The 23684-nt window shown below is 63.0% G+C and carries 27 protein-coding genes and 1 riboswitch; of the genes, 14 read left to right on the forward strand and 13 right to left on the reverse strand.

The genetic code is table 11. From position 1 onward, the window contains the following. Positions 1 to 73: 73 nt before the first annotated feature. The 3 genes from rplT to hisN all read right to left on the reverse strand — a co-directional run bounded on the left by rplT (position 74) and on the right by hisN (position 1563). On the reverse strand, positions 74 to 439 hold the full coding sequence (gene rplT, locus WC704_RS12565) for a 50S ribosomal protein L20 (RefSeq protein WP_372890381.1): 366 nt from the start codon (positions 437 to 439) through the stop codon (positions 74 to 76). Positions 440 to 457: 18 nt separating this feature from the next. Beyond that, positions 458 to 661, reverse strand: a complete 204-nt coding sequence (gene rpmI / locus WC704_RS12570; RefSeq protein ID WP_010406001.1) for a 50S ribosomal protein L35 — start codon at positions 659 to 661, stop codon at positions 458 to 460. 119 nt (positions 662 to 780) lie between these two features. After that, a complete protein-coding gene (hisN, locus tag WC704_RS12575; protein WP_372890384.1) occupies positions 781 to 1563 on the reverse strand; it encodes a histidinol-phosphatase in 783 nt (260 codons plus the stop codon). Positions 1564 to 1734: 171 nt separating this feature from the next. Between hisN and WC704_RS12580 the strand changes: the two genes are divergently transcribed. From WC704_RS12580 to ung, 5 genes are all read left to right on the forward strand, one after another. Beyond that, positions 1735 to 2784: a GGDEF domain-containing protein gene (locus tag WC704_RS12580; protein WP_372890386.1), complete on the forward strand. Its 1050-nt coding sequence runs from the start codon at positions 1735 to 1737 to the stop codon at positions 2782 to 2784. A 371-nt stretch (positions 2785 to 3155) separates the two neighbouring features. Continuing rightward, positions 3156 to 4619: a S41 family peptidase gene (locus tag WC704_RS12585; RefSeq protein ID WP_372890388.1), complete on the forward strand. Its 1464-nt coding sequence runs from the start codon at positions 3156 to 3158 to the stop codon at positions 4617 to 4619. A 194-nt stretch (positions 4620 to 4813) separates the two neighbouring features. After that, the gene (locus tag WC704_RS12590; RefSeq protein WP_269473377.1) at positions 4814 to 4942 is read left to right on the forward strand and encodes a hypothetical protein; all 129 of its coding nucleotides are present in this window, start codon (positions 4814 to 4816) and stop codon (positions 4940 to 4942) included. Between the two features lie 2 nt (positions 4943 to 4944). Further along, complete coding sequence (locus tag WC704_RS12595) at positions 4945 to 5253, forward strand: zinc ribbon domain-containing protein YjdM (RefSeq protein WP_372890391.1); 309 nt, start codon at positions 4945 to 4947, stop codon at positions 5251 to 5253. Between the two features lie 9 nt (positions 5254 to 5262). Further along, positions 5263 to 5967, forward strand: coding sequence for a uracil-DNA glycosylase (ung, locus tag WC704_RS12600; protein ID WP_372890393.1), 705 nt, complete (start codon positions 5263 to 5265; stop codon positions 5965 to 5967). A 29-nt stretch (positions 5968 to 5996) separates the two neighbouring features. Here ung and WC704_RS12605 read toward each other — a convergent pair whose 3' ends face one another. After that, positions 5997 to 6743 (reverse strand): hypothetical protein, encoded by a 747-nt coding sequence (locus WC704_RS12605; RefSeq protein ID WP_372890395.1) that lies wholly within the window; start codon positions 6741 to 6743, stop codon positions 5997 to 5999. Positions 6744 to 6846: 103 nt separating this feature from the next. On the opposite strand from WC704_RS12605, the gene WC704_RS12610 reads away from it, so the two are divergent. Genes WC704_RS12610 through WC704_RS12620 form a run of 3 tightly spaced genes read left to right on the forward strand, consistent with a single transcriptional unit; the run spans position 6847 to position 7662 of the window. Continuing rightward, complete coding sequence (locus WC704_RS12610; protein ID WP_372890397.1) at positions 6847 to 7095, forward strand: type II toxin-antitoxin system Phd/YefM family antitoxin; 249 nt, start codon at positions 6847 to 6849, stop codon at positions 7093 to 7095. Beyond that, complete coding sequence (locus WC704_RS12615; protein WP_341204060.1) at positions 7092 to 7358, forward strand: Txe/YoeB family addiction module toxin; 267 nt, start codon at positions 7092 to 7094, stop codon at positions 7356 to 7358. The genes WC704_RS12610 and WC704_RS12615 overlap by 4 nt, the downstream gene beginning before the upstream one ends. A 40-nt stretch (positions 7359 to 7398) precedes the next feature. Then, on the forward strand, positions 7399 to 7662 hold the full coding sequence (locus WC704_RS12620) for a type II toxin-antitoxin system ParD family antitoxin (protein WP_372890400.1): 264 nt from the start codon (positions 7399 to 7401) through the stop codon (positions 7660 to 7662). Between the two features lie 132 nt (positions 7663 to 7794). On the opposite strand, the gene WC704_RS12625 is transcribed toward WC704_RS12620, so the two are convergent. From WC704_RS12625 to WC704_RS12655, 7 genes are all read right to left on the reverse strand, one after another. Continuing rightward, the gene (locus WC704_RS12625; protein ID WP_372890402.1) at positions 7795 to 9363 is read right to left on the reverse strand and encodes a DUF262 domain-containing protein; all 1569 of its coding nucleotides are present in this window, start codon (positions 9361 to 9363) and stop codon (positions 7795 to 7797) included. A gap of 92 nt (positions 9364 to 9455) precedes the next feature. Continuing rightward, entirely contained in the window at positions 9456 to 11369 is a 1914-nt protein-coding gene (gene thiC / locus WC704_RS12630; RefSeq protein WP_372890404.1) for a phosphomethylpyrimidine synthase ThiC, read from the reverse strand. A 42-nt stretch (positions 11370 to 11411) separates the two neighbouring features. Next, a riboswitch (TPP riboswitch) is annotated at positions 11412 to 11522 on the reverse strand. 47 nt (positions 11523 to 11569) lie between these two features. Continuing rightward, positions 11570 to 12595, reverse strand: a complete 1026-nt coding sequence (locus tag WC704_RS12635) for a ferritin-like domain-containing protein (RefSeq protein ID WP_372890406.1) — start codon at positions 12593 to 12595, stop codon at positions 11570 to 11572. A gap of 43 nt (positions 12596 to 12638) precedes the next feature. Beyond that, complete coding sequence (locus tag WC704_RS12640) at positions 12639 to 13652, reverse strand: ferritin-like domain-containing protein (protein ID WP_372890408.1); 1014 nt, start codon at positions 13650 to 13652, stop codon at positions 12639 to 12641. 212 nt (positions 13653 to 13864) lie between these two features. Next, the gene (locus tag WC704_RS12645; RefSeq protein ID WP_372890410.1) at positions 13865 to 14737 is read right to left on the reverse strand and encodes a MipA/OmpV family protein; all 873 of its coding nucleotides are present in this window, start codon (positions 14735 to 14737) and stop codon (positions 13865 to 13867) included. Between the two features lie 70 nt (positions 14738 to 14807). Further along, positions 14808 to 15245 carry a DUF2141 domain-containing protein gene (locus WC704_RS12650; RefSeq protein WP_372890413.1) on the reverse strand — a complete coding sequence of 146 codons (438 nt, stop codon included), beginning with the start codon at positions 15243 to 15245 and terminating at the stop codon, positions 14808 to 14810. After that, positions 15169 to 15969, reverse strand: coding sequence for a sterol desaturase family protein (locus WC704_RS12655; RefSeq protein ID WP_372890751.1), 801 nt, complete (start codon positions 15967 to 15969; stop codon positions 15169 to 15171). Before WC704_RS12655 ends, WC704_RS12650 begins: the two co-directional genes overlap by 77 nt. A gap of 92 nt (positions 15970 to 16061) precedes the next feature. Between WC704_RS12655 and crtY the strand changes: the two genes are divergently transcribed. The 4 genes from crtY to WC704_RS12675 are packed head-to-tail and all read left to right on the forward strand — an operon-like array spanning position 16062 to position 20322. Then, the gene (crtY, locus tag WC704_RS12660; RefSeq protein ID WP_372890415.1) at positions 16062 to 17252 is read left to right on the forward strand and encodes a lycopene beta-cyclase CrtY; all 1191 of its coding nucleotides are present in this window, start codon (positions 16062 to 16064) and stop codon (positions 17250 to 17252) included. Continuing rightward, positions 17249 to 18754, forward strand: coding sequence for a phytoene desaturase (locus WC704_RS12665; protein WP_372890418.1), 1506 nt, complete (start codon positions 17249 to 17251; stop codon positions 18752 to 18754). The genes crtY and WC704_RS12665 overlap by 4 nt, the downstream gene beginning before the upstream one ends. A 42-nt stretch (positions 18755 to 18796) precedes the next feature. Beyond that, positions 18797 to 19378 (forward strand): TIGR00730 family Rossman fold protein, encoded by a 582-nt coding sequence (locus WC704_RS12670; protein ID WP_372890420.1) that lies wholly within the window; start codon positions 18797 to 18799, stop codon positions 19376 to 19378. Next, entirely contained in the window at positions 19375 to 20322 is a 948-nt protein-coding gene (locus WC704_RS12675; protein WP_372890422.1) for a phytoene/squalene synthase family protein, read from the forward strand. The genes WC704_RS12670 and WC704_RS12675 overlap by 4 nt, the downstream gene beginning before the upstream one ends. Before the next feature lies 1 nt (position 20323). Here the strand turns inward: WC704_RS12675 and WC704_RS12680 are convergent, their stop codons facing one another. After that, positions 20324 to 20737, reverse strand: coding sequence for a hypothetical protein (locus WC704_RS12680; protein WP_372890424.1), 414 nt, complete (start codon positions 20735 to 20737; stop codon positions 20324 to 20326). A gap of 54 nt (positions 20738 to 20791) precedes the next feature. Next, positions 20792 to 21022 (reverse strand): hypothetical protein, encoded by a 231-nt coding sequence (locus WC704_RS12685; protein ID WP_372890426.1) that lies wholly within the window; start codon positions 21020 to 21022, stop codon positions 20792 to 20794. 95 nt (positions 21023 to 21117) lie between these two features. On the opposite strand from WC704_RS12685, the gene WC704_RS12690 reads away from it, so the two are divergent. Together WC704_RS12690 and WC704_RS12695 are read left to right on the forward strand one after the other, a co-directional pair. Beyond that, positions 21118 to 22941 carry an ABC transporter ATP-binding protein/permease gene (locus WC704_RS12690; protein ID WP_372890428.1) on the forward strand — a complete coding sequence of 608 codons (1824 nt, stop codon included), beginning with the start codon at positions 21118 to 21120 and terminating at the stop codon, positions 22939 to 22941. Positions 22942 to 23091: 150 nt separating this feature from the next. Beyond that, on the forward strand, positions 23092 to 23607 hold the full coding sequence (locus WC704_RS12695) for a hypothetical protein (RefSeq protein ID WP_372890430.1): 516 nt from the start codon (positions 23092 to 23094) through the stop codon (positions 23605 to 23607). Positions 23608 to 23684: the final 77 nt, after the last annotated feature.

The raw sequence follows: 23684 nt of genomic DNA on the forward strand, positions 1-23684 counted from the left end.
GTACGAGGCGCAAAGAAAAAGGGCGCCGGTGTTGCCACCGACGCCCCAATCTTTCGTCTCGCAGCAGGTCGCCTTAGGCGGCCTGGGGCAGAGCCGCCTTTGCCTGCGCGATGATGGCGCTAAATGCGGCACCTTCGTGCATCGCCAGGTCGGCCAGGACCTTGCGGTCGAGTTCGACGCCAGCGAGCTTCAGGCCGTGCATGAACACGCCGTAAGTCAGGCCTTCGACGCGGACGGCCGCATTGATGCGCTGAATCCACAGGGCGCGGAAGTTGCGCTTCTTAACCTTGCGGTCGCGATACGCATATTGCCCGGCCTTTTCGACGGCCTGACGGGCGATACGGATCGTGTTCTTGCGACGGCCATAATAGCCCTTCGCCTGATTAAGGATCCGCTTGTGCTTAGCGTGGGTGGTTACACCCCGTTTGACGCGTGCCATTCTTTAAATCCCTTCCGCTCAGCCGAGACCGTAAGGCGCCCACGCCTTGACGGTGGCCGTATCGGCCTTCGACAGCACCTTGGTGCGACGGTTCTGGCGGATGTACTTGGCGTTGTGGCTCATCAGCCGGTGGCGCTTGCCCGCGACGCCGTGCTTCAGCAGGCCGCTCGCGGTGAGCTTGAAGCGCTTTTTAACGCCGCTCTTCGTCTTGAGTTTGGGCATTTTCGTCCTTTCAGTTGTGCGACGATCTATGAACGGCCACGGCAGCCCATACCGGCCGGGCAGTTCCTCTTACTCGCAGGAAGGCGGCCCCATAACGGTGAGTCGTCCAAAACGCAAGATCAATGCCCGCGACAGGCCAGCGTTTCCAGAATTTCCTCGATCCGCGCGGGGTCGCCCGCAGCGATGACTTCGCCAATCGAATCGGCGGTGAGCGGGTCACCCGACCAATCGCACATCCGCCCGCCCGCGCCCTCAACAACCGGGACAAGGGCCGCGAAATCATGAATTTTGAGCTGCGCCTCGACCACGATGTCGAGCCATCCGCTCGCCACGCAGCCGTAATTGTAGCAATCGCCGCCCAGCACCGTGCTCATCGTCGCCGCGTCAAGATGCTCGAAGGCGTGGAGTTGCGCATCGTCAAACAAGGCCGGGGAGGTCGTGGCAAGCAAGGCCTTGCCGAGATCCGGGCAACGGCGCGCGATGGCACGCGTCCCGTTGAACAGCGTCGGTCGGCCCATCACCCCCAGCCAGCGCTCCTGCAAGATAGGCTGGTCGATAACGCCCATCATCGGCCACCCTTCAATCATCAGCGCAATCAAGGTGCCGAAGATCGGACGCCCCGAAATGAACGCGCGGGTGCCGTCGATCGGATCAAGCACCCAAGTGCGGCCCGAGGTGCCGTCCTTGGTGCCATATTCCTCGCCGATGATCGCGTCGGCGGGAAAAGCACGCTCGATCAAGGCACGCATCGCGCCCTCCGCCGCGCGATCCGCAAGGGTCACGGGCGAGGCGTCTCCCTTTGCCTCCAGCCCATGCTCGGCACGATAATAAGGACGAATGGCGGCTCCCGCAGCATCGGCGAGGGCGGCGGCGAGGGAAAGATCGGTTTCGGTAACGCGCATCCTCTTTGCCTAAAGAGGCGGATCGCGTTGCGCCAGCCCACACGCGGCAGTTTCGGTTGACGAAGCGCGTTCATCGCTGCGGTCACCCTATCTTAGCAGTTTTGCGCTAGGCGGTTTTGCCAGGCGGCGTGCGCTATCAGGCACACCGAACGTGAAGAGGCCAATGGACCGATGGGAGCAGCAAAGGAAGCACGGCTGATCGCCGTCGAGGAGCGCGCCGACACCGTCTATGATTGCATCCGGGCGTTCCTGACGTTCCACCGGTTAAGCCCCGATCCTGTGCATTATGCCTTTGCCCACCATGTATTGTGCAACCCGGACGGAGCTTTGGCGCGCTCGGTCACGACCCTGACGGAAGGCGGCATCCGCCTGTCGACTCGCGACATCGAGGCGCTTGGCGGGGGTACGGGATCCCAAATGGTGCCGCATTCCGTGGGCCGCGTGACGGGTGGCGCAGAGTCGGATGCCGCCGACCGCCTCGTCGCGCAGACACAGATTCAAGTCGAGGGGTTCAGCGACATGATGCGCTCGATGCGCGCCGAAACCGCAAATTTCGGTCGCGACCTGGCAGCAAGTACCGATGCCGTGCGGGGTGCCGCCGCTGGCGCGGATGTCGTTCGCTTGGCGACCGTGATGCTCGACCGTGTCCAATCCGCCGAAGCGCGCCTGGCAGCGGCCACGCGCGAAGCCGATCAATTGCGCGCCAAGTTGGAGGAAGCCCGTGGCGACGCGCGGCGGGATTCGCTCACCGGCCTGCCCAATCGTCGTGCTTTTGAAGAAGCCTTCGCGGAGCATAGCGCCACGGGCGAATGCGGGTGTTTGGCCGTATGCGATGTCGACCGCTTCAAGCGCGTCAACGATCAATTCGGCCATTCGGTGGGGGATCGCGTGCTGCGCGCAATCGCGCTGGCGTTGCGTGAAGCCTGTACCGGCCACTTTGTTGCGCGCTATGGCGGCGAGGAGTTTGTTATTCTGTTCAAGGGCGCGGACATCGCCGAGGCCCATGCAACGCTGGAACGTGCCCGAGTCACCGTCGCGGCGAAACGCTATCGACTCCGCGAAACCGATATGCCCCTGGGTGCCGTGACCTTTTCGGGCGGCATCGCAGTGGCGGAGCCTGGCGAGGCGCTGTGCTCGGTTTTTGGGCGTGCCGATCGCTTCCTGTATCGGGCCAAGGACAGCGGGCGCAACAACCTTTGCAGCGATGGTATTTTTGACTAATAATTGGGATATTATCCCGTTCAATCAGATGGATTTTCGCCTTCACTTTCTATAAACGTCGATATATCAATATCTTATAAAACTGGCACAGAGCCTGCAATACCCTTGGTATCGGCAAACGGAATGGTCCGCTTTGCCAGATAAAAGGGAAAATAATCATGTCTGTCCGTTTTGAATCGTTCCAGCGCGTGTCCGTCTCGCTCATCGCCGCCTTGGTTTTCACCGCGTTGCTGGCCTCCACCGCAGTCTCCCTCGCGCCGATTGCATGATCGGACGCGGGGCCTGCTGCCCGCTATCACCACCTCGTCCGCCACGGCTTTACCACGGATAGCGTTCGTGGCAGGCTTCAACCGGGAAATTGAGAGGTGTATATGATCCGCGCGCGCGTCCCGACGGTTCTTATCACACTGGCCGCCTTGCTCTCGGCCTGCGGCGAAGGTGGGGGCGGCACGTCGAGCGGATCGACCCCGACCCCAACCGCATCGACTCCCACACCAAGCCCTGCCAGCAGCGGCACCTGCTCGCTGCGCGATCGGCAGGATTGGGCGGCGGCGCAACTGCGGGAATGGTATCTGTTCCCCGATACGCTGCCGGCGACGCTCGACCCGACGCCTTATACCACGGTCAGCGATTATATCGACGCGCTGACCGCAACCGCGCGGGCGCAGCGCAAGGACCGATACTTTACCTATCTTACCTCGATTGCGTCGGAAGACGCCTTCTACACCTCGGGTTCGAGCGCGGGTTTTGGCTTTCGCCTTTCCGTCGATCCAACCGCGCGGCGGGTTTATATCGCGGAAAGCTTCGAGGGCACTGCCGCGCTTTCCGCCGGAATCGACCGTGGCACCGAGATCCTCGCGATTGGCACCACGAGCGCCGATTTGCGGTCCGTCGATTCGATTCTTGCCGCCGAGGGAAGCGCCGGGATCACCAACGCGTTGGGGCCGAGCACGGCGGGCACCACGCGTGTTCTGCGCGTAAACGACGCAAACGGCACGCGGACGGTTTCGATCAGCAAGACCGATTATGCGCTGACGCCGGTATCGAACCGCTATGGCGCGCAGATCATCACCGATGGCGGCAGGCAAGTCGGCTATATCAACTTGCGAACCTTCATCTCCACGGCGGACCCGGCATTGCGGAGCGCCTTCGCGTCGTTCCGGGCAGCGGGGATTACCAATGTCATCATCGACCTGCGCTACAATGGCGGCGGGCTGGTTTCGATTGCCGAGCTGATGAGCAATTTGCTCGGCGCCAATCGCTCCACGTCCGACGTGATCGACTATACCACCTTCCGTCCGGAAAAGGCTGCCAACAACATCACCGCCATGTTCGCGCCGCAGCCGCAATCGATCGCGCCGACCAAAATCGCCTTCATCGGTACTGCGGGTACGGCATCGGCCAGCGAATTGGTAATCGCGGCGCAGATTCCGTATCTGCACGCCAATGCCGCGCTGATCGGCACCAACACTTATGGCAAACCCGTCGGACAAATCGCGCTCGACCGCGCGCAATGCGACGACCGACTGCGCGTCATCGCATTCGCGCTGCAGAATGCCAACCGACAGGGCGCCTATTATGACGGCCTGGCCGGAACGGTCGAGGCAAGTTGCCAGGCGGGCGACGATCTCACCCATGCGCTTGGAAGTTCGCAGGAAAGTTCCACGCGCGCGGCGCTCGATTTTCTTGCCGGTCGCAGTTGCACCGCAGTGACGGCGGCATCCGGCCTGCAAAGTGCGCAGGGCGCGCGCGTCGCCCGGCCGCAGCAGCCGCTCGAACTGCTCTCGCCCGATCGGCCCAACACCGTTCAACGCGAGGTGCCGGGGGCGTTCTAATCCTCCGCTCGCAGCACCCTGTGCGCAATAGGTTGCGCTGCCCTGCTCTTCCGGCGCAGCCGCGTTGGCCCGGATCGGAAATCCTGTTGACTTCGATCAAGCGCCGCTCTTTTACCACGCGCGAATTGATGCGGGTCGCGGTGCGGTTTGGGATTAGGGTCGCGCGGGGCCTTCCGCCCCGGTCAGGAACCGCAATGGCCAAGAGCCAGAAGAAGTCGAACAAGGAAGTGCGCAAGCCCAAGGCCGAAAAGGCGCCCAAGGCAAACGCTTCCAACCCCACAGCCAAGGGCCAGCCGGTGGCGATGGTCAACATCAAGGGATGAGCATGACGAACGACGACGACACCTTCGTTTATGATGAAGCCACCGGCGAATGGGTCGCCGCCAGCGCCGCCAGCACGGGGGCGAACGAGGATGACGTGGTGGTGGTGCGCGATTCGGTCGGCAATGTGCTGGCCGATGGCGACCAGGTGACGCTGATTAAGGACCTGACCGTGAAGGGTGCCGGGCAGACGTTGAAGCGCGGCACGCTTATCAAGTCGATCCGGCTGACCGGCGACGCGCAGGAAATCGATTGCCGGTATGAGGGCATCAAGGGCCTCGTGCTGCGCGCCGAGTTCGTCAAGAAGCGCTGAGCCTTCCGAGTGGCCGAGCGCGCGATCAAGCTGCATCCGAGCTGGCGCGAACCGCTGTCGGCGGAGTTCGAGCAGCCGTATATGCAGGCGCTCAAGGGCTTCCTCGCCGCCGAGCGCGCGGCGGGCACGCCGGTCTTCCCACCCCCTGCAAGCTGGTTCCGCGCGCTTGATCTGACGCCGCGCGAGGACGTGCGCGTCGTTATATTGGGGCAGGACCCCTATCATGGCGCGGGGCAGGCGCATGGCCTGTGCTTCTCAGTCCAGCCCGGCGTGCGCCTGCCGCCGAGCCTGCGCAATATCTATAAGGAGCTGGAGGCCGATCTCGGCATTCCGCCGCCCCGCCACGGCTTTCTGGAGGCGTGGGCCAAACAGGGCGTGCTGTTGCTCAACGCCGTGCTGACAGTGCGCGAGGGTGCCGCCGCCTCGCACCAGGGGCAGGGGTGGGAACGCTTCACCGACGCCGTGATCCGCCTGGTGGCGGAAAGCGCGCAGCCGACCGTCTTCATCCTATGGGGCGCGCACGCGCAGAAGAAGGCCGCGTTCGTCACCGATGTGACGCAAGGCGGGCGGCATCTGGTGCTGAAATCGGCGCACCCCTCTCCGCTGGCAGCGCACAATGGCTTTTTCGGCAGCCGCCCTTTCTCCAAGGCCAATGCGTTTCTGGAGGCGCATGGCCGCGCGCCGATCGACTGGACACTAGCCGAAACGGCGTGAACCGCCTGCGGAAGTCCACAAAGTCCACGCTACGTCCCCGTGGATTCGCCCCCACTCCGGTCCTCGCCCGCGTCGGGACCGAGCGTGTCCAGATACGCTTGCCAGTCCGCTTCCGCCTCGCGCTGGGTGCGCCGCTCTTCAGCCGCCTCGCGCCGCGCCTCGGCGTGCGCGCGTATCGCATCCAGTTCTTCGGGCGTCACCAGATGCGCCTGCCGGATCGGTTCATGCCGCCGCACCACCGCGCCGAACGCGCGGTAATAGGCATCCTCCTCGACGCGATCGACCATTTTGGACAGGTCGATCGCCTTGCCGTCGTACCGCTCGATCGTGACCATCCCGTCGAGCCATTTGCCGTAGCGCGCAGGGTCGCGGTAGCGCAGCAGGAACATCGTCAGCCGCTCGTCATAATGGCGGCGCTCGCCAATCTGTTCGCCCTGATAGAAGACCGGGCGCGAAACGCCGTGAATGGCGCGCGAAAAGGCCGCGTCGGACAAACGCCGGATCGCGTAGGACAAAGCGGAATCCCACGCCTGGCGAAAGCTTTGCGCATCGACCCGGCGGCGCAGGCGATAGGCCGAGCTCGGGTCCAGCCCGACACGCCGGCACGCGGCATCGACACAGCCGCATTCGGCCAGCGCCTCGATAAACTCGGTTTGTCGCTCGGGCGTCCAGCCATCGTGGCGCCCGCGCAGCGCGACGGGCGTAAAGTCCCGGTTGGGTGACGAAGGCGCACTGCCGGACACAGCGCGGGCGGAGCGTTTGCGAGCCGTGGTCATGGACCAGGATGAACCAGAAAGCGCGCGTGTAGGACAGCGGATTTTGACGGGTGGGCTTCCCGATTCCGTTGACATTGGACAAGGTTTTGTCCATAGTCTGACGATGCAAGCCGTATCCTATTCCGAAGCGCGGGAGAATTTGAAGGCGATGATCGACAAGGTCGTCGCCGACCGCGCCCCGCTCGCCATCACGCGCCAGCGCGGCGAGGGGGCAGTGCTGGTCTCGGCTAGCGAATGGGCGTCGATCGAGGAGACGCTGTATCTGCTGCGTTCGCCCAAAAATGCCGAGCGCTTGCTGGAGGCTGTGCGCGGGTTCGAGGCGGAAGAGCCGAAGGCCGTGTCTTTCCCGTGAACGTGGCGTTCTGGCCGACGGCGTGGGAAGATTACCGCCATTGGCAGGAGCAGGACGCGAAGACGCTCGACAAGCTCCACACCCTGATCGAGGAATGCCGCCGCCACCCGTTCAAGGGCACCGGCAAGCCCGAGCCGCTGGGCGGGAATTTGTCGGGCTGGTGGTCGCGACGGATCAGCCAGGAACACCGGCTGGTGTACCGGGTGGTGGGGACCGGGGCTGCGCAGACGTTGCAGGTTGCGCAGTGTCGGTATCATTATTGAGCCGCTTGTCGGTATTGGCGCGTCATCATATATTTCGGCGATGGCGCAGCTAAACGTCTTCCTTCCCGACGATCTCCAGCGTTGGGCAGACGCGCGCGCCGTCGAGGGCGGGTTCAGTAGCACCAGCGACTATATCTGCGACCTGGTGCGGCGCGACCGGGAGGATGCCGAGAAGCTGGCGGCGCTGCAGGCGGCGATCGATGCGGGGCGGGCTTCGGGGGTGAGCGAGCGCGATCCGTTCGACTATCTCGACGAGCTGCGCGCCGGGCTGCGCGCGCAACACCCGAGTGCCGATGCGGCTTGAGCTAAGCCGCCGGGCCGAAAGCGATCTGGCGGATATTCGCGATTATAGCGTCGAGCAGTTCGGCGTGGAGCGTGCTTTGCGTATATCGACTCTCATTAGTAAGTGTCAAAATCGAATGGGAGCATATCTTTATCAGTTTTTGATACCTGTATTGCAGTATGGGTGTGTTAACTTCCCATTTTCAACAGAACCCCGGCCCCCGTCCCTTACAGGGGTATCGTGATCATACGAGACTGATACGCTCGGCTCTAAGTAGCCCGAGCAGATGCTGCATTTCAACGCGCTTTGGAGAGAATCTCTCATAAAAATTGCAGATTTTGTCTCACGGGTAAACTCTTGGCCTGCAGCAGCATCGACTGCACCAAGTAGCTTAGTTCGGCTATTTGGAGCAATGAATTCGATGGCCCATTTTACATCGAGAGGTTCGCCCGCATCTGCACGGCTGACAATCGCTTCGATGAACTCTGAAAGCTTTTGCACTCGCGCGCGGCTGGTGACAGCATTTATAAGAAGAGCTAGCAAAGGTTTAAGATTAATTAGGAATATTTCTACTTCTGCCCTATTTTTAATGAACTGCGCAAAGAATGATTTATGATTAAAAGTAAGTTTTCGCGAAACAAGGCTCACAAAAGCCAGAAACATGTCCGTGCTATGCCTTCCCTGATCGGTGTAAAAATAGACGGCTGGATGTAGTCCAAGGCTAGCCGCATTGTTCCCAGTTAGCCACGACGCCACGGAGAGACATTTTTTCAAAACAGTAATAGTTGCGTCTCCATCTAAATCATCAGGAAACGACTCAATTGCTGGGTATTGCGTTTGCTGACTTGCGCACGCGAGAGTGGTAAATCGGATCAGTAGTTCTAGCGCATTTACAGGGGAAGCCCCGCCACCCAATGGTAACGCCAACGTCTTTATAGGTTGTCGCAAATCAGGTTTAAAAAGAAGCTGATGGATCTCTTTGGATATCTCAACGATTTGATGGGCCTTTTCGGCGTCAAATTGCGACCAATATTTGTGGCCGGTTCCAGCCCTTAGAATCGAACGAGCTGCAATTGCAACGGGCCGTTTCCTGTTACGTAGCAAGGTTTCCTCGGTTTTATCGAGCGGAGTTCCCTGTGTATTTATTTTGAAAAAGGAGCTTTCAGCTTTGAGGGCATCACCAACTACCCACTGCAGCGACAATTGGCGCGTTGCCATATTACGAGCTCGCTGCACCATTTCGCGGTCGTAACTATCGGGATTTACAAGGGCATCCTTAACCTGAGCGTATGTACCAACTGCGGCGCCGACTAATTTTCTAACTCTATCAGCAATTCGCTTTTGTTCATCTGATATTTCGTTACCAAAGTACTTCTGCGAGACGATCCCATCACCGTAGTCGTTCTCAATCCAAGCTCTCAGAACGGAAAGTCGGTGACCACCATCGATTACAAAAACATAGGCTGGGGAACGCCATAGAATAACTGAGGGTATCAACTCCAAGTCCAGATAGCTCGTCAAAAATGTGACGAGCTGCTGAGTCGTCCACTGATTTGTTTCTCGCTGAAAGTCAGGTTTTCTCAACATGGGAACAATCATCGATGATGATGACAGAGACTCCACGGAAAGGGTTTGAATTTGCTCGGTCGTCGTCCCGTCGTTGGCCCCTATAGCGAAGTCAGCCCGTTGAATCATTGCATCCAAGGTAACACGCTCGGCCATTTAGCCCTCCCCACGACGTTTTGCGCAAGGTAGGACTAAGGACGTTACAACGGCAACAGACTTTCGTGTATTTTCTTGTCGAGTGTAAAAGTTTAATTCCGCTCCCGGCCACCAGCGCCAATATAAAGCTCGCGCCCGGACGCATTATACAGCGCGCTCATCTCCTCCATCCCCTTGATCGCCGCGGCCTTGCTTGCAGCGGCGGTCTCTGCGCCGGTCGGGCCGGTGGCGATGAAGCCTTCGACGCCCTGATTCTGCTTGCCGGCAAAATCCCGTACCTCTTGCGTGATCTTCATCGAGCAGAATTTCGGGCCGCACATCGAGCAGAAATGCGCGGTCTTGGCGCCTTCGGCGGGGAGGGTCTGGTCGTGATAGTGCTCGGCGGTATCGGGGTCGAGCGAGAGGTTGAACTGGTCGCGCCAGCGGAAATCGAAGCGCGCGCGGCTGAGCGCATCGTCGCGCAGCTTGGCGGCGGGGTGGCCCTTGGCGAGATCGGCGGCGTGCGCGGCGAGCTTGTAGGTCACCACGCCGACTTTCACGTCGTCGCGGTCGGGCAGGCCCAGATGCTCCTTGGGCGTGACGTAGCACAGCATCGCAGTGCCATACCAGCCGATCATCGCGGCGCCGATGCCGCTGGTGATATGGTCATAGCCGGGCGCGATGTCGGTGGTGAGCGGCCCGAGCGTGTAGAAGGGTGCCTCGCCACACACTTCGAGCTGCTTGTCCATATTCTCCTTGATCTTGTGCATCGGCACATGGCCGGGGCCTTCGATCATCACCTGCACGTCGCTCTTCCACGCGCGGTGGGTGAGCTCGCCCAGCGTATAGAGCTCGCTGAACTGTGCTTCGTCATTGGCGTCGGCGATGCTGCCGGGGCGCAGGCCATCGCCGAGGCTGTAGGCGATGTCATACGCCTTCATGATCTCGGTGATTTCGTCGAAGCGTTCGTAGAGGAAGCTCTCTTTGTGGTGCGCGAGGCACCATTTCGCCATGATCGAGCCGCCGCGCGAGACGATGCCGGTGACGCGCTTGGCGGTCATCGGGATATAGGCGAGCCGCACGCCGGCGTGGATCGTGAAATAGTCGACGCCCTGTTCGGCTTGCTCGATCAGCGTGTCGCGGAAGATCTCCCAGGTCAGGTCTTCGGCCACGCCGCCGACCTTTTCGAGCGCCTGGTAGATCGGCACGGTGCCGATCGGCACTGGCGAGTTGCGCAGGATCCATTCGCGCGTGTCGTGGATGTTGCGGCCCGTGGAGAGGTCCATCACCGTGTCCGCGCCCCAGCGGATCGACCACACCATCTTGTCGACTTCGGCGGCGACGTTGCTCGCGACGGCGCTGTTGCCGATATTGGCGTTGATCTTGACCAGGAAGTTGCGGCCGATCGCCATCGGTTCGGATTCGGGGTGGTTGATGTTGTTGGGGATGATCGCACGGCCGCGCGCGACTTCATCGCGGACGAATTCAGGGGTGACGTAATCGGGGATGCTGGCGCCGAACGATTCGCCGTCGCGGATCAATTGTTCCTTGGCGGCGGCGCGGCCGAGATTCTCGCGGATCGCGACATATTCCATTTCGGGCGTGATGATGCCGCGCCGGGCATAGTGCATCTGGCTGACGTTTGCGCCTGCCTTGGCGCGCAGCGGGCGCTTCACGACGTTGGGATATTGGGGTACGCCCGCCGAGCGATCCGGGCCGGTGAGGCCGTTATCCTCGGGGCGGATTTCGCGCGCATCGTAGGATTCAACGTCGCCGCGCGCGAGGATCCAGTCGCGGCGGAGCTGCGGCAGGCCGCGGTTGATGTCGATCTGCGCCTTGGGGTCGGTGTACGGGCCCGACGTGTCGTAAACGCGCAACGGGGCTTCGCCCGCCGAGGGTTCGAGCACGATCTCGCGCATCGCCACGCCCGCGCCGGGAATGTTGGGCGACGGGACATAGATTTTACGGCTGCCACGGATGGCGCCGGTGGTGACGCCGATTTCGGTACGGGCGGGGATGTCGGCCATGATGCGCTCCAAAGACTCGGATGGAGCGAAAACGGAAACCCTGCATGGACACCGCTCCCTCCCTCCGCCCGTGCTAACGGGATCAGGTTCAAACGGGTCGAAAGCTCGCGCTTTCCTCTCAGCCGCCGATCAGCGGCCCCCCGGGGAATGGTGTCGTTCTAGGCGCATCGTGCGCGGCTGCAAAGCCCCGTAATAGGGCCTCAGTTCGCGGCGCTGGTCCTGATGTTGCCGTTGAGGCCGCCGGGGAAGAAGCCGCCGCCAACAACCGCGTTCCGGTTGAGGTAGAACACGTTCAACACCTGGCCCGCAGTACGGCCAAAGGCGAGGCCGTTACTGTCGAGCGGCGCGATGTTCGAAGTGACCGAATCGCCGACGATGCCCTGGTCGAGATCGCTCGCGCCGTCGAAACCGTCGCGCGCATTGCTGATGAGGTCCGCGTTGGTCAGCAGCGACGGGGTCGAGACCGAACCCTTGGCATAAAGCACGGTGCGGATCAGCCCGGCATGATAGGATTTGGTGGCGAGAATGCCCGCTGCCGCATCGATCAACAATGCGGTGGCGATCGTCGATTGCGCGCCCTTATAGGCCGTAACCACGACGTCTTCCAACAGGAACGCCGCCAGCAGGAAATTCTCGTCGCTGGCATAAGGATCGAACGCGGCACCGCCCGCGACGACGGCTGCCGCCTGCGCCAGCGCACTGAACGCGCCGCTCGCGCTGCCATCGATGTTGATCGCAGGCTGCGCCACCGTTGCCGCGCCCAATGCCGAGCGCAGGAACGCGACATGGGCGACCTTGTCGGCGGCAATCTCGCGCGCATATTGCGCGACCAGCGGATCGGTGAAGGTGACCTGGCGACCACCGGTCACCGCGCCCTGCACGGTCTGGTTGCCGTCGCCCTTGGCAATCAACACGCTCGGCAGGCCCGCGCCGGTTACCGCAAAGCTGTAAAACTGCGCCTCGAGATAAGCGAGGTTGAGCAGGAAATTGAACGTATCCTGATCGCGCAGCGTGTCGGTCGAGCTTGGGCTTGGCGTCGGCGTGGTGCTGTCGGTCGGGGTTGGGGTCGCGGTGCCCGCGCTGGTGCCGCCACTGCAGGCGGTGAGCAGCGCGCTGCCGCCGATGGCCAGCGTCGCGACGCTGGCGCTACGCAGAAAATCGCGGCGGCCGGCGCGGCGGCGGTCGCCCGCATCGGTGGCTTGCACGAGGATGTCGCTGTCGATCACGTAAACTCTCCCATACGGGCGAAGGCAATAAGGACGAAAATGCTCAGTTGGCGGCGCTGGTCACGACCGAGGCATTGAGCCCGTTCGGGTAAAACCCGCCCCTGGTGACCGCCAGGCTGTTGAGATAGAAAATGTTGAGCACGTTCGGCGCGGACCGACCAAAGGCAATGCCGTCAACGCCGGCAGGCACAACGTTCGAGGCAACCAGGCCATTGAGCGCAGTGAGCTGGCTGTTGGCAAGGGCTGCGGGCGAAATGCCGACATCGTCCCGCACCGTCCCGTCGAGCGTATCGCGCACCGCCGAAATGGCATCGGCCTGCGTGCGCAGCGTCGCGGTGGTCGCGCCCCTGGTAAACAGCACGGTGCGAATGAGCGCGGCGTGATGCGCATGGGCGGCGAGCAAACCGGCGGCAGCATCGCGAGAGTTCGTGTCGGAAAGCAACTGCGCCGCCGCTTTATAAGCGGTAACCACCACGTCTTCGAGGAAGAAGGCGGCGAGCAGGAAGTTGTTATCGCTGGCGAAGGGATCGAATGCAGCCCCCGCCGCAACCACATTGGCGGCGCGCATCGCGACGCTGAAGGCGCTCGTCGCGGTGCTGCCCAAATCGATGGCGGGCTGAGCAACGACGGCGGTGCCGAGCGTGGTGCGCAGGAAGGCGACATGCGCCGCTTTCTCATTGGCGAGCTCGCGCGCGTGTCGCGCAAGCACCGGATCGGCGAAGCTGACTTGCCGACCGCCGGTTACCGCGCCCACGGTGGTGGTGCTGGCGCTGCCGGGGGTAAGCTGACCGCTTGGCAACCCCGCGCCGGTTACCGCGAAGGCATAGAATTGCGCTTCGAGATATTCGAAATTGAGCAGGATGTTCAATAACGCGGCGTCATTGGCGGTCTGCGCGGTCGCGACCGACCCGATCGCCACCGCTGCCGCACCCACCACCGCGACGGCACCCGCGCCAAGCGCGGTGCGGAAAAATTCTCGGCGCTCACTGCTGCGTTCTGCACCGGCTTCGAGCCGGTCGAGAGGCTGTGCGCCGGAGTCCTGGGCGAGATCGGTCATGCGGGCGAACCCTCTTTATCGTGAAACGGCCTTCTGGCAGCGGCTGCGTGGCACCTCGGGCGTGGCGACGCAAGACTGGATTTGGCGCCCCGCGCCAACTTTGCGCCGGTTAGAGCGGGTTACGTCCATCTCGGCACCATGTATCGCCTGAATGCAACGACCCGGCAGACGCCAATGGCCCCTGCCGGGTCGCCCAGCCGACCGGCGGTTTTTCAAAAGGTGTAGGCGAGTCCTGCGGCGGCCAACCACTGATTGGGCGAACCGGCGATGCGCGTGACCGGGCTGTAGGAAAAATCGCCCAGTTCGCGCGAATAGCTGCCGCCAGCCAACAACTTGAAACCGTGGAGCAGATTGCCCGTCAACGCATAGGTGACAAACCCGCCGGTCGAATAGCTTTTCCAGCCGCTGCGGGCGTTGAAGGTTGGCAGCCCGCTGGCCAGCGCTTGCGTTGGCGTGATGCTGAAATAGCTTTCGGCATAGCCCTGCCCGACATGCTCGGCCGAGGCATAGACGCCGACCGCCGCCTTGGTGCTAAGCGGGGTGAGATAGGTGAATTGCGGCTCCCAAATATCGCTGCGATGCCCGCCGGACACGCCCTTGCGATAGCTGACCGACACCGACACCTTGTCATATGGGCTGGTAATCACCCCGGTCTTGCCGATCCCGACATAACCGCCAAGCTCGATCGCGGTGCCGCGTTTGCCCAGCGCGCGAATGCGGGAGTCGTCGATGCTGGAGAGGCTGGAACGATCGAAATTGACCACGCCGACCGGGCCCAATTGCAGATCGATCGTCCGCCCGGGCCGGTTGGGGATCACATCCAGGCTCGCGCGGTTGCCGATGACCGAGAAGGCGAACCCTTTGACCGACCCGATCGCCACCGGCGCGGGCGTGAAGCGATAGGTCTTCGAGCCTTCATAATCGGGAAAATACGCGCCGCCGACACCAACCGTGACGCTGTCCTTATCGAAATCCGCGGCGATCCGGTCGCGTTCGGACCCTGCCGGTTGCTCCTGGGCAAGCGCGGGGGTTGCACTTGCCAACAGCAAGGCGGCGGCGGAAACGCAGAAACGGCGGTCGATCACAGGCAGCTCCGAGAGAGAGAATTTGGCAGGGTAACGCCCTCAAGGCATCTTTGGCTCCGCCGTCACCGGGTCAGAGCAAATATCGCATCCGCACCTGTTGCCGATCGGCATCACCCGTCAGGGTGAAGCGGGCGGCGGCAAAACGCGGCGGGCCAAAGCCAATCGGCGGATTGCGCGAGAAGCCGAAGCCTTCGCGCGGGATGCCGGCAAAGGTGTCGAGCTTCTTATTGTCATTCTCGTCATGGATGACGGCAAGGGCATAGCCCCCCGGCGGGAGCCCGTCGAAATGAAGCCCCGTGGCGCTGGCCGGGATCGAGCGCGTCACCGCCTTCGCATCGTCGATACAGGCGGGGAAATTGGCGGGGTCGGCGGTCAGGCACACGCGCACCAGGCCCTTGTGCGACCGCACATTGGCGATATCGACCGACAGGTCAGTCGTCGCCACCGCGCCCGGCAGCACCAGCAGCAGCGCCGCCCCGACGCCGCCCACGCAAGCTAGCCTGCGCATGGGCGCGCGTGAAATCCCCGATGCCCTTGTCGGTGCCACAGAAACGATCCCAGAAACGGAAATAAAGCCCATAATTCCCCCGATACAGATCGTGATGCCGCTGGTGATGGCTCGCGGTAATCACCCAGCCCCCTACGCGACCGGCCCACATGAACCGGGGGAAAAGCTCCCACCCCATATGATTGGTTACCCCCATAACCGTCATGATGCCGAGCACCAAGCCCAGTGCGCCGATGTGGATCGGAATCGCGAGCGTCAGTAGCGGAATTATCACAGCGCCGGTGACCGCCTCGATCGGGTGGAACGCCATTGCGGCCCAGGCGGTCGGCGGGCGGCTGTCATGGTGGACGGCGTGGGCGAGGCGGAACACGCGCGGCAAGTGCATCCAGCGATGCGTCCAGTAGAACCACGTGTCGTGCGCGACGAGGTATAGCAGCACCGACAGCGGCAAATACCACAGCGGATAGGCGTGGACATCGCTGTAGATCCGCGTCCAGCCGCGATTCTGCCAGCCCCAGGCCAGCACCCCTGCGGGCACGCCATAGATCAGCGCCGAGGCGAGGCTCCAGCCGATCTCGCGCCGAATTTGTGGCGAGAGGCCATCATACAGCCCCGGATGGCGCGCGCGCGTCGCCGCCGCAAACACGCCCGAAACGAGCAAGTAACGCACCCCGACGATCACCGACATGGCGAGCGCGGAGGCAAGGATGGCAAGGGCGACCATGCTGCGGCTGTAGCGCGTGCCGCACCGTCCGTCAGGCGGTTTCGTCAGGGCGGATGCTTGCGCCACGCGGGGTTTCGGCTATCGCTTGCCTTATGCCTTCGATCATCCCCTGCGATATCGCCATCGTCGGCGGCGGGCTGGCAGGCGGGCTGATCGCGCTGGCTTTGGCCAAGCAGCGGCCCGGTCTCGACATCCGCATCGTCGAGGGATCGGCCAGCATTGGCGGCAACCATCTCTGGTCGTTCTTTGCCAGCGACATCGCGCAGGACGATCGCTGGCTGGTCGCGCCGCTGATCTGTTATGGCTGGACGCATTATGACATCGCGTTTCCGGCGCATCGCCGCACGCTGAAAAGCGCGTATTATTCGATCGAGTCCGAACGGCTCGACGCGGTGGTGCGCGCCGCGCTCCCGCCCGAGGCGGTGATGACGGGGCGCAAGGTGCTTGCCGCCAGCCCAACCGCGGTGGTGCTGGCCGATGGCGACCGGATCGAGGCCAAGGGCGTGATCGACGCGCGCGGATCGGGCGATCTTTCCCTGCTCGATCTTGGCTGGCAGAAATTCGTCGGGCTGGAATTTGCGCTGGAGGAGCCGCACGCGCTGTCAGGCCCGATCGTAATGGACGCCACCGTCACGCAAATCGATGGCTATCGCTTCGTCTATACGCTGCCCTTGTCGGCGACGCGGCTGTTCATCGAGGATACCTATTATAGCGACACGCCCGATCTCGCGCGGGCGGAGCCGGGCGGGAGCGTTGCCAACCCGGTCGCCGAGCGCGTCCGTGCCTATGGCGCGGCGCATGGCTGGGACACGCGCACCGTCACGCGTGAGGAATGGGGCGTGCTGCCGGTGGCGATGGGCGGCGATTTCGAGGCTTATTGGCAATCGGGCGGCAACAAGGTGGCCAAGGCCGGGATGCGCGCCGGGCTGTTCCACCCGACCACGGGTTATTCGCTGCCCGATGCCGTACGCCTTGCCACCGCAATCGCGCGGGCGAGCGACCTGTCGGGCAGCGCGTTGCACCGCTTGACGCACGATGTGGCAAAACGAACGTGGCAGGCGCGCGGCTTCTATCGTATGCTCGACCGGATGCTGTTCCGCGCCGCCGACCCCGATGAGCGCTACCGCATTCTCGAACGGTTTTACCGGCTCGATCCGCAGCTTGTGCGGCGCTTCTATGCAGGACAATCGACGATGATGGACAAGGTACGGATTTTGACCGGAAAGCCCCCCGTCCCGATCGCGCGGGCGCTGCGCGCGGTCGTTGGAGGAAAGCCGGCATGAGTTCGGCGGCACCGCGCGGCACGCCGCGCACCGCGATCGTCATCGGCGCGGGCTTTGGCGGGCTGGCGCTGGCGATCCGGCTGCAATCGGCCGGGGTCGAGACGACCATCGTCGAGGCGCGCGACAAGCCGGGTGGTCGCGCTTATGTGTGGGAGAAAGACGGCTTCGTGTTCGATGCCGGGCCAACCGTCATCACCGATCCGCCGTGCCTGCAGGAACTGTGGGCATTGACCGGGCGCGACATGGCCGAGGACGTGACGCTGGCACCGGTATCGCCTTTCTACCGGCTCAACTGGCCCGATGGCGTCAATTTCGATTATTCGAACGACGAACCCGCACTGCGCGCCGAAATCGCCAAGCTCAACCCCGCCGATGTCGCGGGCTATGCCAAGTTTCTGGACTATTCCGCCGGGGTCTATGAAGAGGGCTATCGTAAGCTCGGCTCGGTTGCGTTTCTCGATTTCGCGTCGATGATAAAAGCGGCCCCCGCGCTTGCCAAATATCAGGCGTGGCGCTCGGTCTATTCGATCGTGTCGTCTTATGTGAAGGACGAGCATCTGCGCCAGGCGCTGTCGTTCCACACGCTATTGGTCGGCGGCAATCCGATGAACACCAGCGCGATCTATGCGTTGATCCACAAGCTCGAAAAAGACGGCGGCGTGTGGTTCGCGATGGGCGGGACCAACCAATTGATCGCCGGGATGGTCAAGCATTTCGAGCGGCTGGGCGGGGTGTTGCGGCTGAACGATGCCGCGGTCGACATTGCGACGCTCGGCGACCGCGCGACCGGCGTCACCACCGCGAGCGGCTGGCACCAGGATGCCGACATGGTCGCGTGCAACAGCGACATCCTGCACAGCTATCGCGACTTGCTCAAATCCTCGCGCAGTGCGCAGCGGACCAAGACGGGTTTGCTGCGCAAACGCTATTCGCCGTCGCTGTTCGTGGTGCATTTCGGGATCAAGGGCACGTGGCCGGGCATTCCGCACCACATGATCCTGTTCGGGCCGCGCTATAAGGGGCTGCTCGCCGACATTTACGATCATGGCGTGCTGCCCGAGGATTTCTCGCTCTACCTGCATCACCCGACCGTGACCGATCCGTCGATGGCGCCTGAGGGGCATTCGACCTTCTATGTGCTGGCACCGGTGCCCAATCTCGGCAAATTCCCGGTCGACTGGACCGAGATCGGTCCGATTTTGGAGAAGCGCATCCTCGATGAGGTCGGGCGGCGGCTGATCCCCGACATTCACGAGCGGATCGTGACCAAATTCCATTATGCGCCGAGCGATTTCGCACACGATCTGAACGCGCATCTCGGCAGCGCCTTCTCGCTGGAGCCGATCCTGACGCAAAGCGCGTGGTTCCGCGTGCACAATCGCGACGACCATATTCCGAACCTGTATTTCGTCGGCGCGGGCACGCATCCGGGCGCGGGGATTCCGGGCGTGGTCGGCAGTGCGAAGGCGACGGCGGCGTTGATGTTGGAGAATGAACGATGAACGTGCAGAATCTCCCCTCCCTGGAAGGGAGGGGAGTCCGTCATGAAGCGGCTGGCGGTTTATTGCGGATCGGCGACGCCCGCCGATCCGGTGTATATCGAGTGTGCGAAAGCGGTTGGCCGGACGCTGGCCGAGCGCGGCATCGGTCTCGTCTATGGCGGCGGCAAGCTCGGGTTGATGGGCGCGGTGGCCGATGCGGCAATGGCGGCGGGCGGCGAGGTGATCGGCATCATCCCGCAGGCGCTGGTCGATGCCGAAGTCGCGCATCAGGGCTTAAGCGAACTCCATGTCGTCGGCACGATGCACCAGCGCAAACAGGCGTTTACCGATCTGTCCGACGGTTTCATCAACCTGCCCGGCGGCACCGGCACGATGGACGAATTGTGGGAGGCGCTGAGCTGGGCGCAGATCGGCTATCACGCCAAGCCGGTCGGGCTGCTCAACGTGGCGGGCTATTACGACCATCTGATCGCTTTCTATCACCATATGGCGAGCGTCGGGTTCCTGCGGCCGCAACATGCCGGGATCCTGCTGATCGACGGCGCGCTTGACGGACTGCTGACGCAGATGGCCGAGCATGTGCCGATCGAGACGATTACCAAGATCGGCGCGCGCGACCTTTGAGCGCGGCTGCGCCCTCGCGCGATGCGATCGTCGCGACCGCGCAGGAATCGATCGCGCGCGGATCGAAGAGCTTTGCCGCCGCCAGCCGCCTGTTCGCGCCCAAGACGCGCGAGCGGGCGTGGCTGCTTTATGCCTGGTGCCGCGCGTGCGACGACATTGCCGACGGGCAGGACCACGGCCACGGCATGACCGGGGTCAGCGATGGCCCGGCGCGGCTGGCCGAAATCTCGGCGCTGACCGAGGCGGCGCTGGCCGGGATCGTGGTGGGCGACCCCGCCTTCGATGCGCTGCGGATCTTTGCCGCCGAGACGGCGTTGCCCCCGGCGCTGGCGCGCGACCTGATCGCCGGCTTCGCGCTCGATGCGCAAGGGTGGCGGCCGCAGACCGAGCAGGATTTGTATCGGTATTGCTATCATGTCGCGGGCGCGGTCGGCTGCATGATGGCGCTGGCGATGGGCGTGCCCGCCGCCGATGACGCGACGCTCGACCGCGCGTGCGATCTCGGGCTGGCATTCCAGCTCGCCAATATCGCGCGCGATGTCGCGGAGGATGCGGGCGCTGGGCGGTGTTATTTGCCACAGGCGTGGCTCGACGAGCTGGGCATTCCGGCGGACGACATGCTGGCACAGCCCTATCGCGAACGACTGGGGCAGTTGGGTGAACGGTTGGGCACGCTGGCGGCGCGTTATGAGGCGAGCGCGCGGCTTGGCACCCCGGCGCTCCCCTTCCGCTCGGCCTGGGCGGTGCTGGCGGCGGCGGGGATTTATGGCGCGCTCGGGCGCAAAGTAGCCATGCTTGGCGCGCGCGCATGGGATCGGCGGGTGAGCACCTCGGGGGTCGCCAAGATTGGGTTCATCGTGCGGGCATGGCGTGAGGCGACGCAGCGCGCGACGCTCTATCCGCCGCAGCCGCGCGATCCTTCGCTCTGGACGCGGCCGCGCTGATTCAGCCGAGCAACGGTTCGCCGGGATAGGGTTTGTGGTGCAGCTTTTGCGCCAACCAGCCGCCGAGGAGCGGCATCGCCACCGCGCAGATTTGCATCCACAACGGATGCGGCAGCATCACCTGATTGACGAGGCCCGCCACCAGAAAAACCAGCGTCACCAGCCAGCCGACCCAATGCCCGTCGGCAATACGCAAGGCGAGCCAGGCACCGCCGAGCGGCGAGGCCAGCCAGCCCGCCACCATCAGCAGCTTGGCGGGCAAGGGAATGCTCGCGATCAGCGCCGCCAGCGTCGCGCGGTCGGCAGTATTGATGTCGCCCGACACCGGATAGAGCACGCTGCCGACAAAATCGAACAGGGCGACGAGCGCGAACGCGACCAGACACCCGGCTGCAACGGCAAAAAGTTTACGCATGGAAATCGGCCCCGCTTTCGCAACCAGCCTATCACGCACCGCGCGTGCTGGGAATCATCCGCGTGGCGTGCGGGGGGCGGCCTGTGCCACGCGCTCGCCGGTTGCGCGGCACGATGCGGCGATCACCGGATAATCAATGTCACTGTTGCGCGCCAAGGCAGCGGGCATCGCCATCTGGCAAGCGCGGATCGATCGGTAATGCGCAGGCTCGACGCGGGCCTGCTGGCAGGCCGTGCTGCCGTCTCCGCATCCCATGATCGCCATGACATAGAAGAGCGGTTCCATGATCGTCTCCGTTCGCTCAGTAAAACCGACGAGACGCCTCGCTGGTTCCATCAAGCGCTTCCGATACGGCTTGACCGCGCCTACATGGGGGCGACATGCCCCCCGATACCGCCACCTCCTCGACCGCGCCCGAACGGCCCATGCTGCCGACGCTCAAGCGCTTCCTGCCCTATCTGTGGCCAACCGATGCGCCGATGCTGCGGCTGCGGATCGTGGGGGCGATGCTGCTGGTCGCGGCGTCCAAGGTCACCCAGGTCTATGCCAGCGCTTATACGCTGAAATGGGCGGTCGACCGCATGGCGCAGGGCGAGCGGTCGGCGATGTGGATCGTGATCGCGTTGGTGCTGGGCTATGCCGGTGCGCGCTTCGCGACGACGCTGTTCGACAATCTGCGCAATGCCGTGTTCGAGCGTGTCGGGCAGGATGCGACGCGGCGGCTGGCGGCGAGCGTGTTTCGCCACCTGCACCAGCTCAGCCTGCGCTTCCATCTGGAGCGGCGCACGGGGGCCGTTACCAAGGTGGTCGAGCGCGGCACCAAGAGCATCGATACGATGCTGTATTTCATGCTGTTCAACATCGCGCCGACGGTGCTGGAGCTGCTGCTGGTTCTCAACATCTTCCGTTCGAGCTTCGGCTGGGGGCTGGTCGCGGCGACGATGGTGATGGTGGTCGCCTATATCTGGTTCACGCGGATGGTGACCGACTGGCGCGCCGCGTTGCGCACGCGGATGAACGATCTCGATACCGGGGCGGTGAGCCATGCGGTCGATTCGCTGCTCAATTTCGAGACGGTGAAGTATTTCGGTGCGGAGGAGCGCGAGGGCAAGCGCTATGACGCGGCGATGGCGGCTTATGCCAATGCCGCGGTCATTTCCGAAAATTCACTGGCATGGCTCAACGTCGGGCAGGCGCTCATCACCAATGTGATGCTCGGCGGCGGGATGGCGTTCGTCGCCTGGGGCTGGGGCGGCGGCAAATTCTCGGCGGGCGACGTGGTGTTCGTTTCCACGCTGCTGTCGCAACTGTTCCGCCCGCTCGATCTGCTCGGCATGGTCTATCGCACGATCCGCCAAGGCGTGATCGACATGGGCGCGATGTTCGACCTGATCGATACGCAATCAGAGGTGGTCGATGCAGGCGACGCCACGCCGCTGCTGGTGGCGCGCGGGCATGTGCGCTTCGAGGATGTGCGCTTCGGCTATGATGCGGGGATGCCGATCCTCAAGGGCATCGACCTGGATATTCCGGCGGGCAAGACGCTGGCGGTGGTCGGGCCATCGGGCGCGGGCAAATCGACGCTCGCGCGGCTGCTGTTCCGTTTTTATGATTTGACCGGCGGACGCATCACGATCGACGGACAGGACATCGCGCAGGTGACGCAAGCGAGCCTGCGCTCGGCGATCGGCATTGTGCCGCAGGATACCGTGCTGTTCAACGACACGATCGGCTACAACATCGCTTATGGTCGCGAAGGGGCCGGGCAGGACGAGATCGAGGCTGCGGCGCGGGGCGCGGCGATTGCGGGGTTCATCGAGCGCCAGCCCGAGGGCTATGCGACGCGTGTCGGCGAGCGCGGGCTGAAGCTGTCGGGCGGCGAGAAGCAGCGCGTGGCGATCGCGCGGACCTTGCTCAAGAACCCGCCGGTGCTGATCCTGGATGAAGCGACCAGCGCGCTCGACAGCCGCACCGAGGGCGAAATTCTCGATACGCTGCAGGCAATCGAACGCGGCCGCACCACCATCGTGATCGCGCACCGGCTGTCGACCGTGGTCCATGCCGACGAGATCGTCGTGCTGGAAGCGGGGCGCGTGGTCGAGCGCGGCAGCCATGCCGTGCTGCTGCGCAAGAACGGGCTGTATGCGGAAATGTGGAACCGCCAGGCGCAGGAGCGGGCGGAGGAGTCGGTGGCGGCGGAGTGAGGCTCGGCGCGAACAAAAATGGTGGGCATTGATAAGAAATCCGTCTTACACGACTGGATTGCGGATAAATAAGAACGGATTGTTGAGAAAGAATGTGACAGGAAAAATGGTTTAAAGGGGGGGGGTATGTATATTTGCAGGCGACTTTTCGTGGTTCTGTTGGCAAACAACAATCACGGTAAATCTACGATCATTCGCAGTATGGTGTCGCAGGCGATCGGTACAAAGATAGATCTGCATCGTAAGGGCGTGCGAAACATGATTACCCCTTGGGGGCGTCACGTTGACGCCTATGTCTTTGGTCGATCCTATCAAGAAGTCGAGCGAAGCAAGTATGGTTCAGTCGTTGCTGCGTTGGACGGGAACGATCCCGATTGGAGGGAGAGAGACCTTGTTGTGATGCCGAGTCACGTGGCTGCCAATGACATCGGCGATATTCGGGGGATGATCGGCGCAGCACATGCTGCTGGCTTTGACGCAATCGCGGTTCCAGTTATTTATTGGAATGATGAGGTTGACAACCGCGCTGATCTTGCCCCCGCGCTTGCGCTTAACTGGAATGCTCGATGGTCAATTCCTAACCGGCACTTGGAGAACCCGGCGGGTCAGTTGCGGGCGTTTGGCAATGATCTCTGGTCATGGATTTCGCGCGCGCTGACGCACTAGGGGCGGCAAACGGTCGACTATGAATGTCGCCAATCAGTTTTCCATTAGCCCCCTGGGGAGCCTGGCGAGTGGGAAGG

The sequence above is a fragment of the Sphingomonas sp. genome, assembly GCF_041661885.1.
GTDB lineage: Bacteria > Pseudomonadota > Alphaproteobacteria > Sphingomonadales > Sphingomonadaceae > Sphingomonas.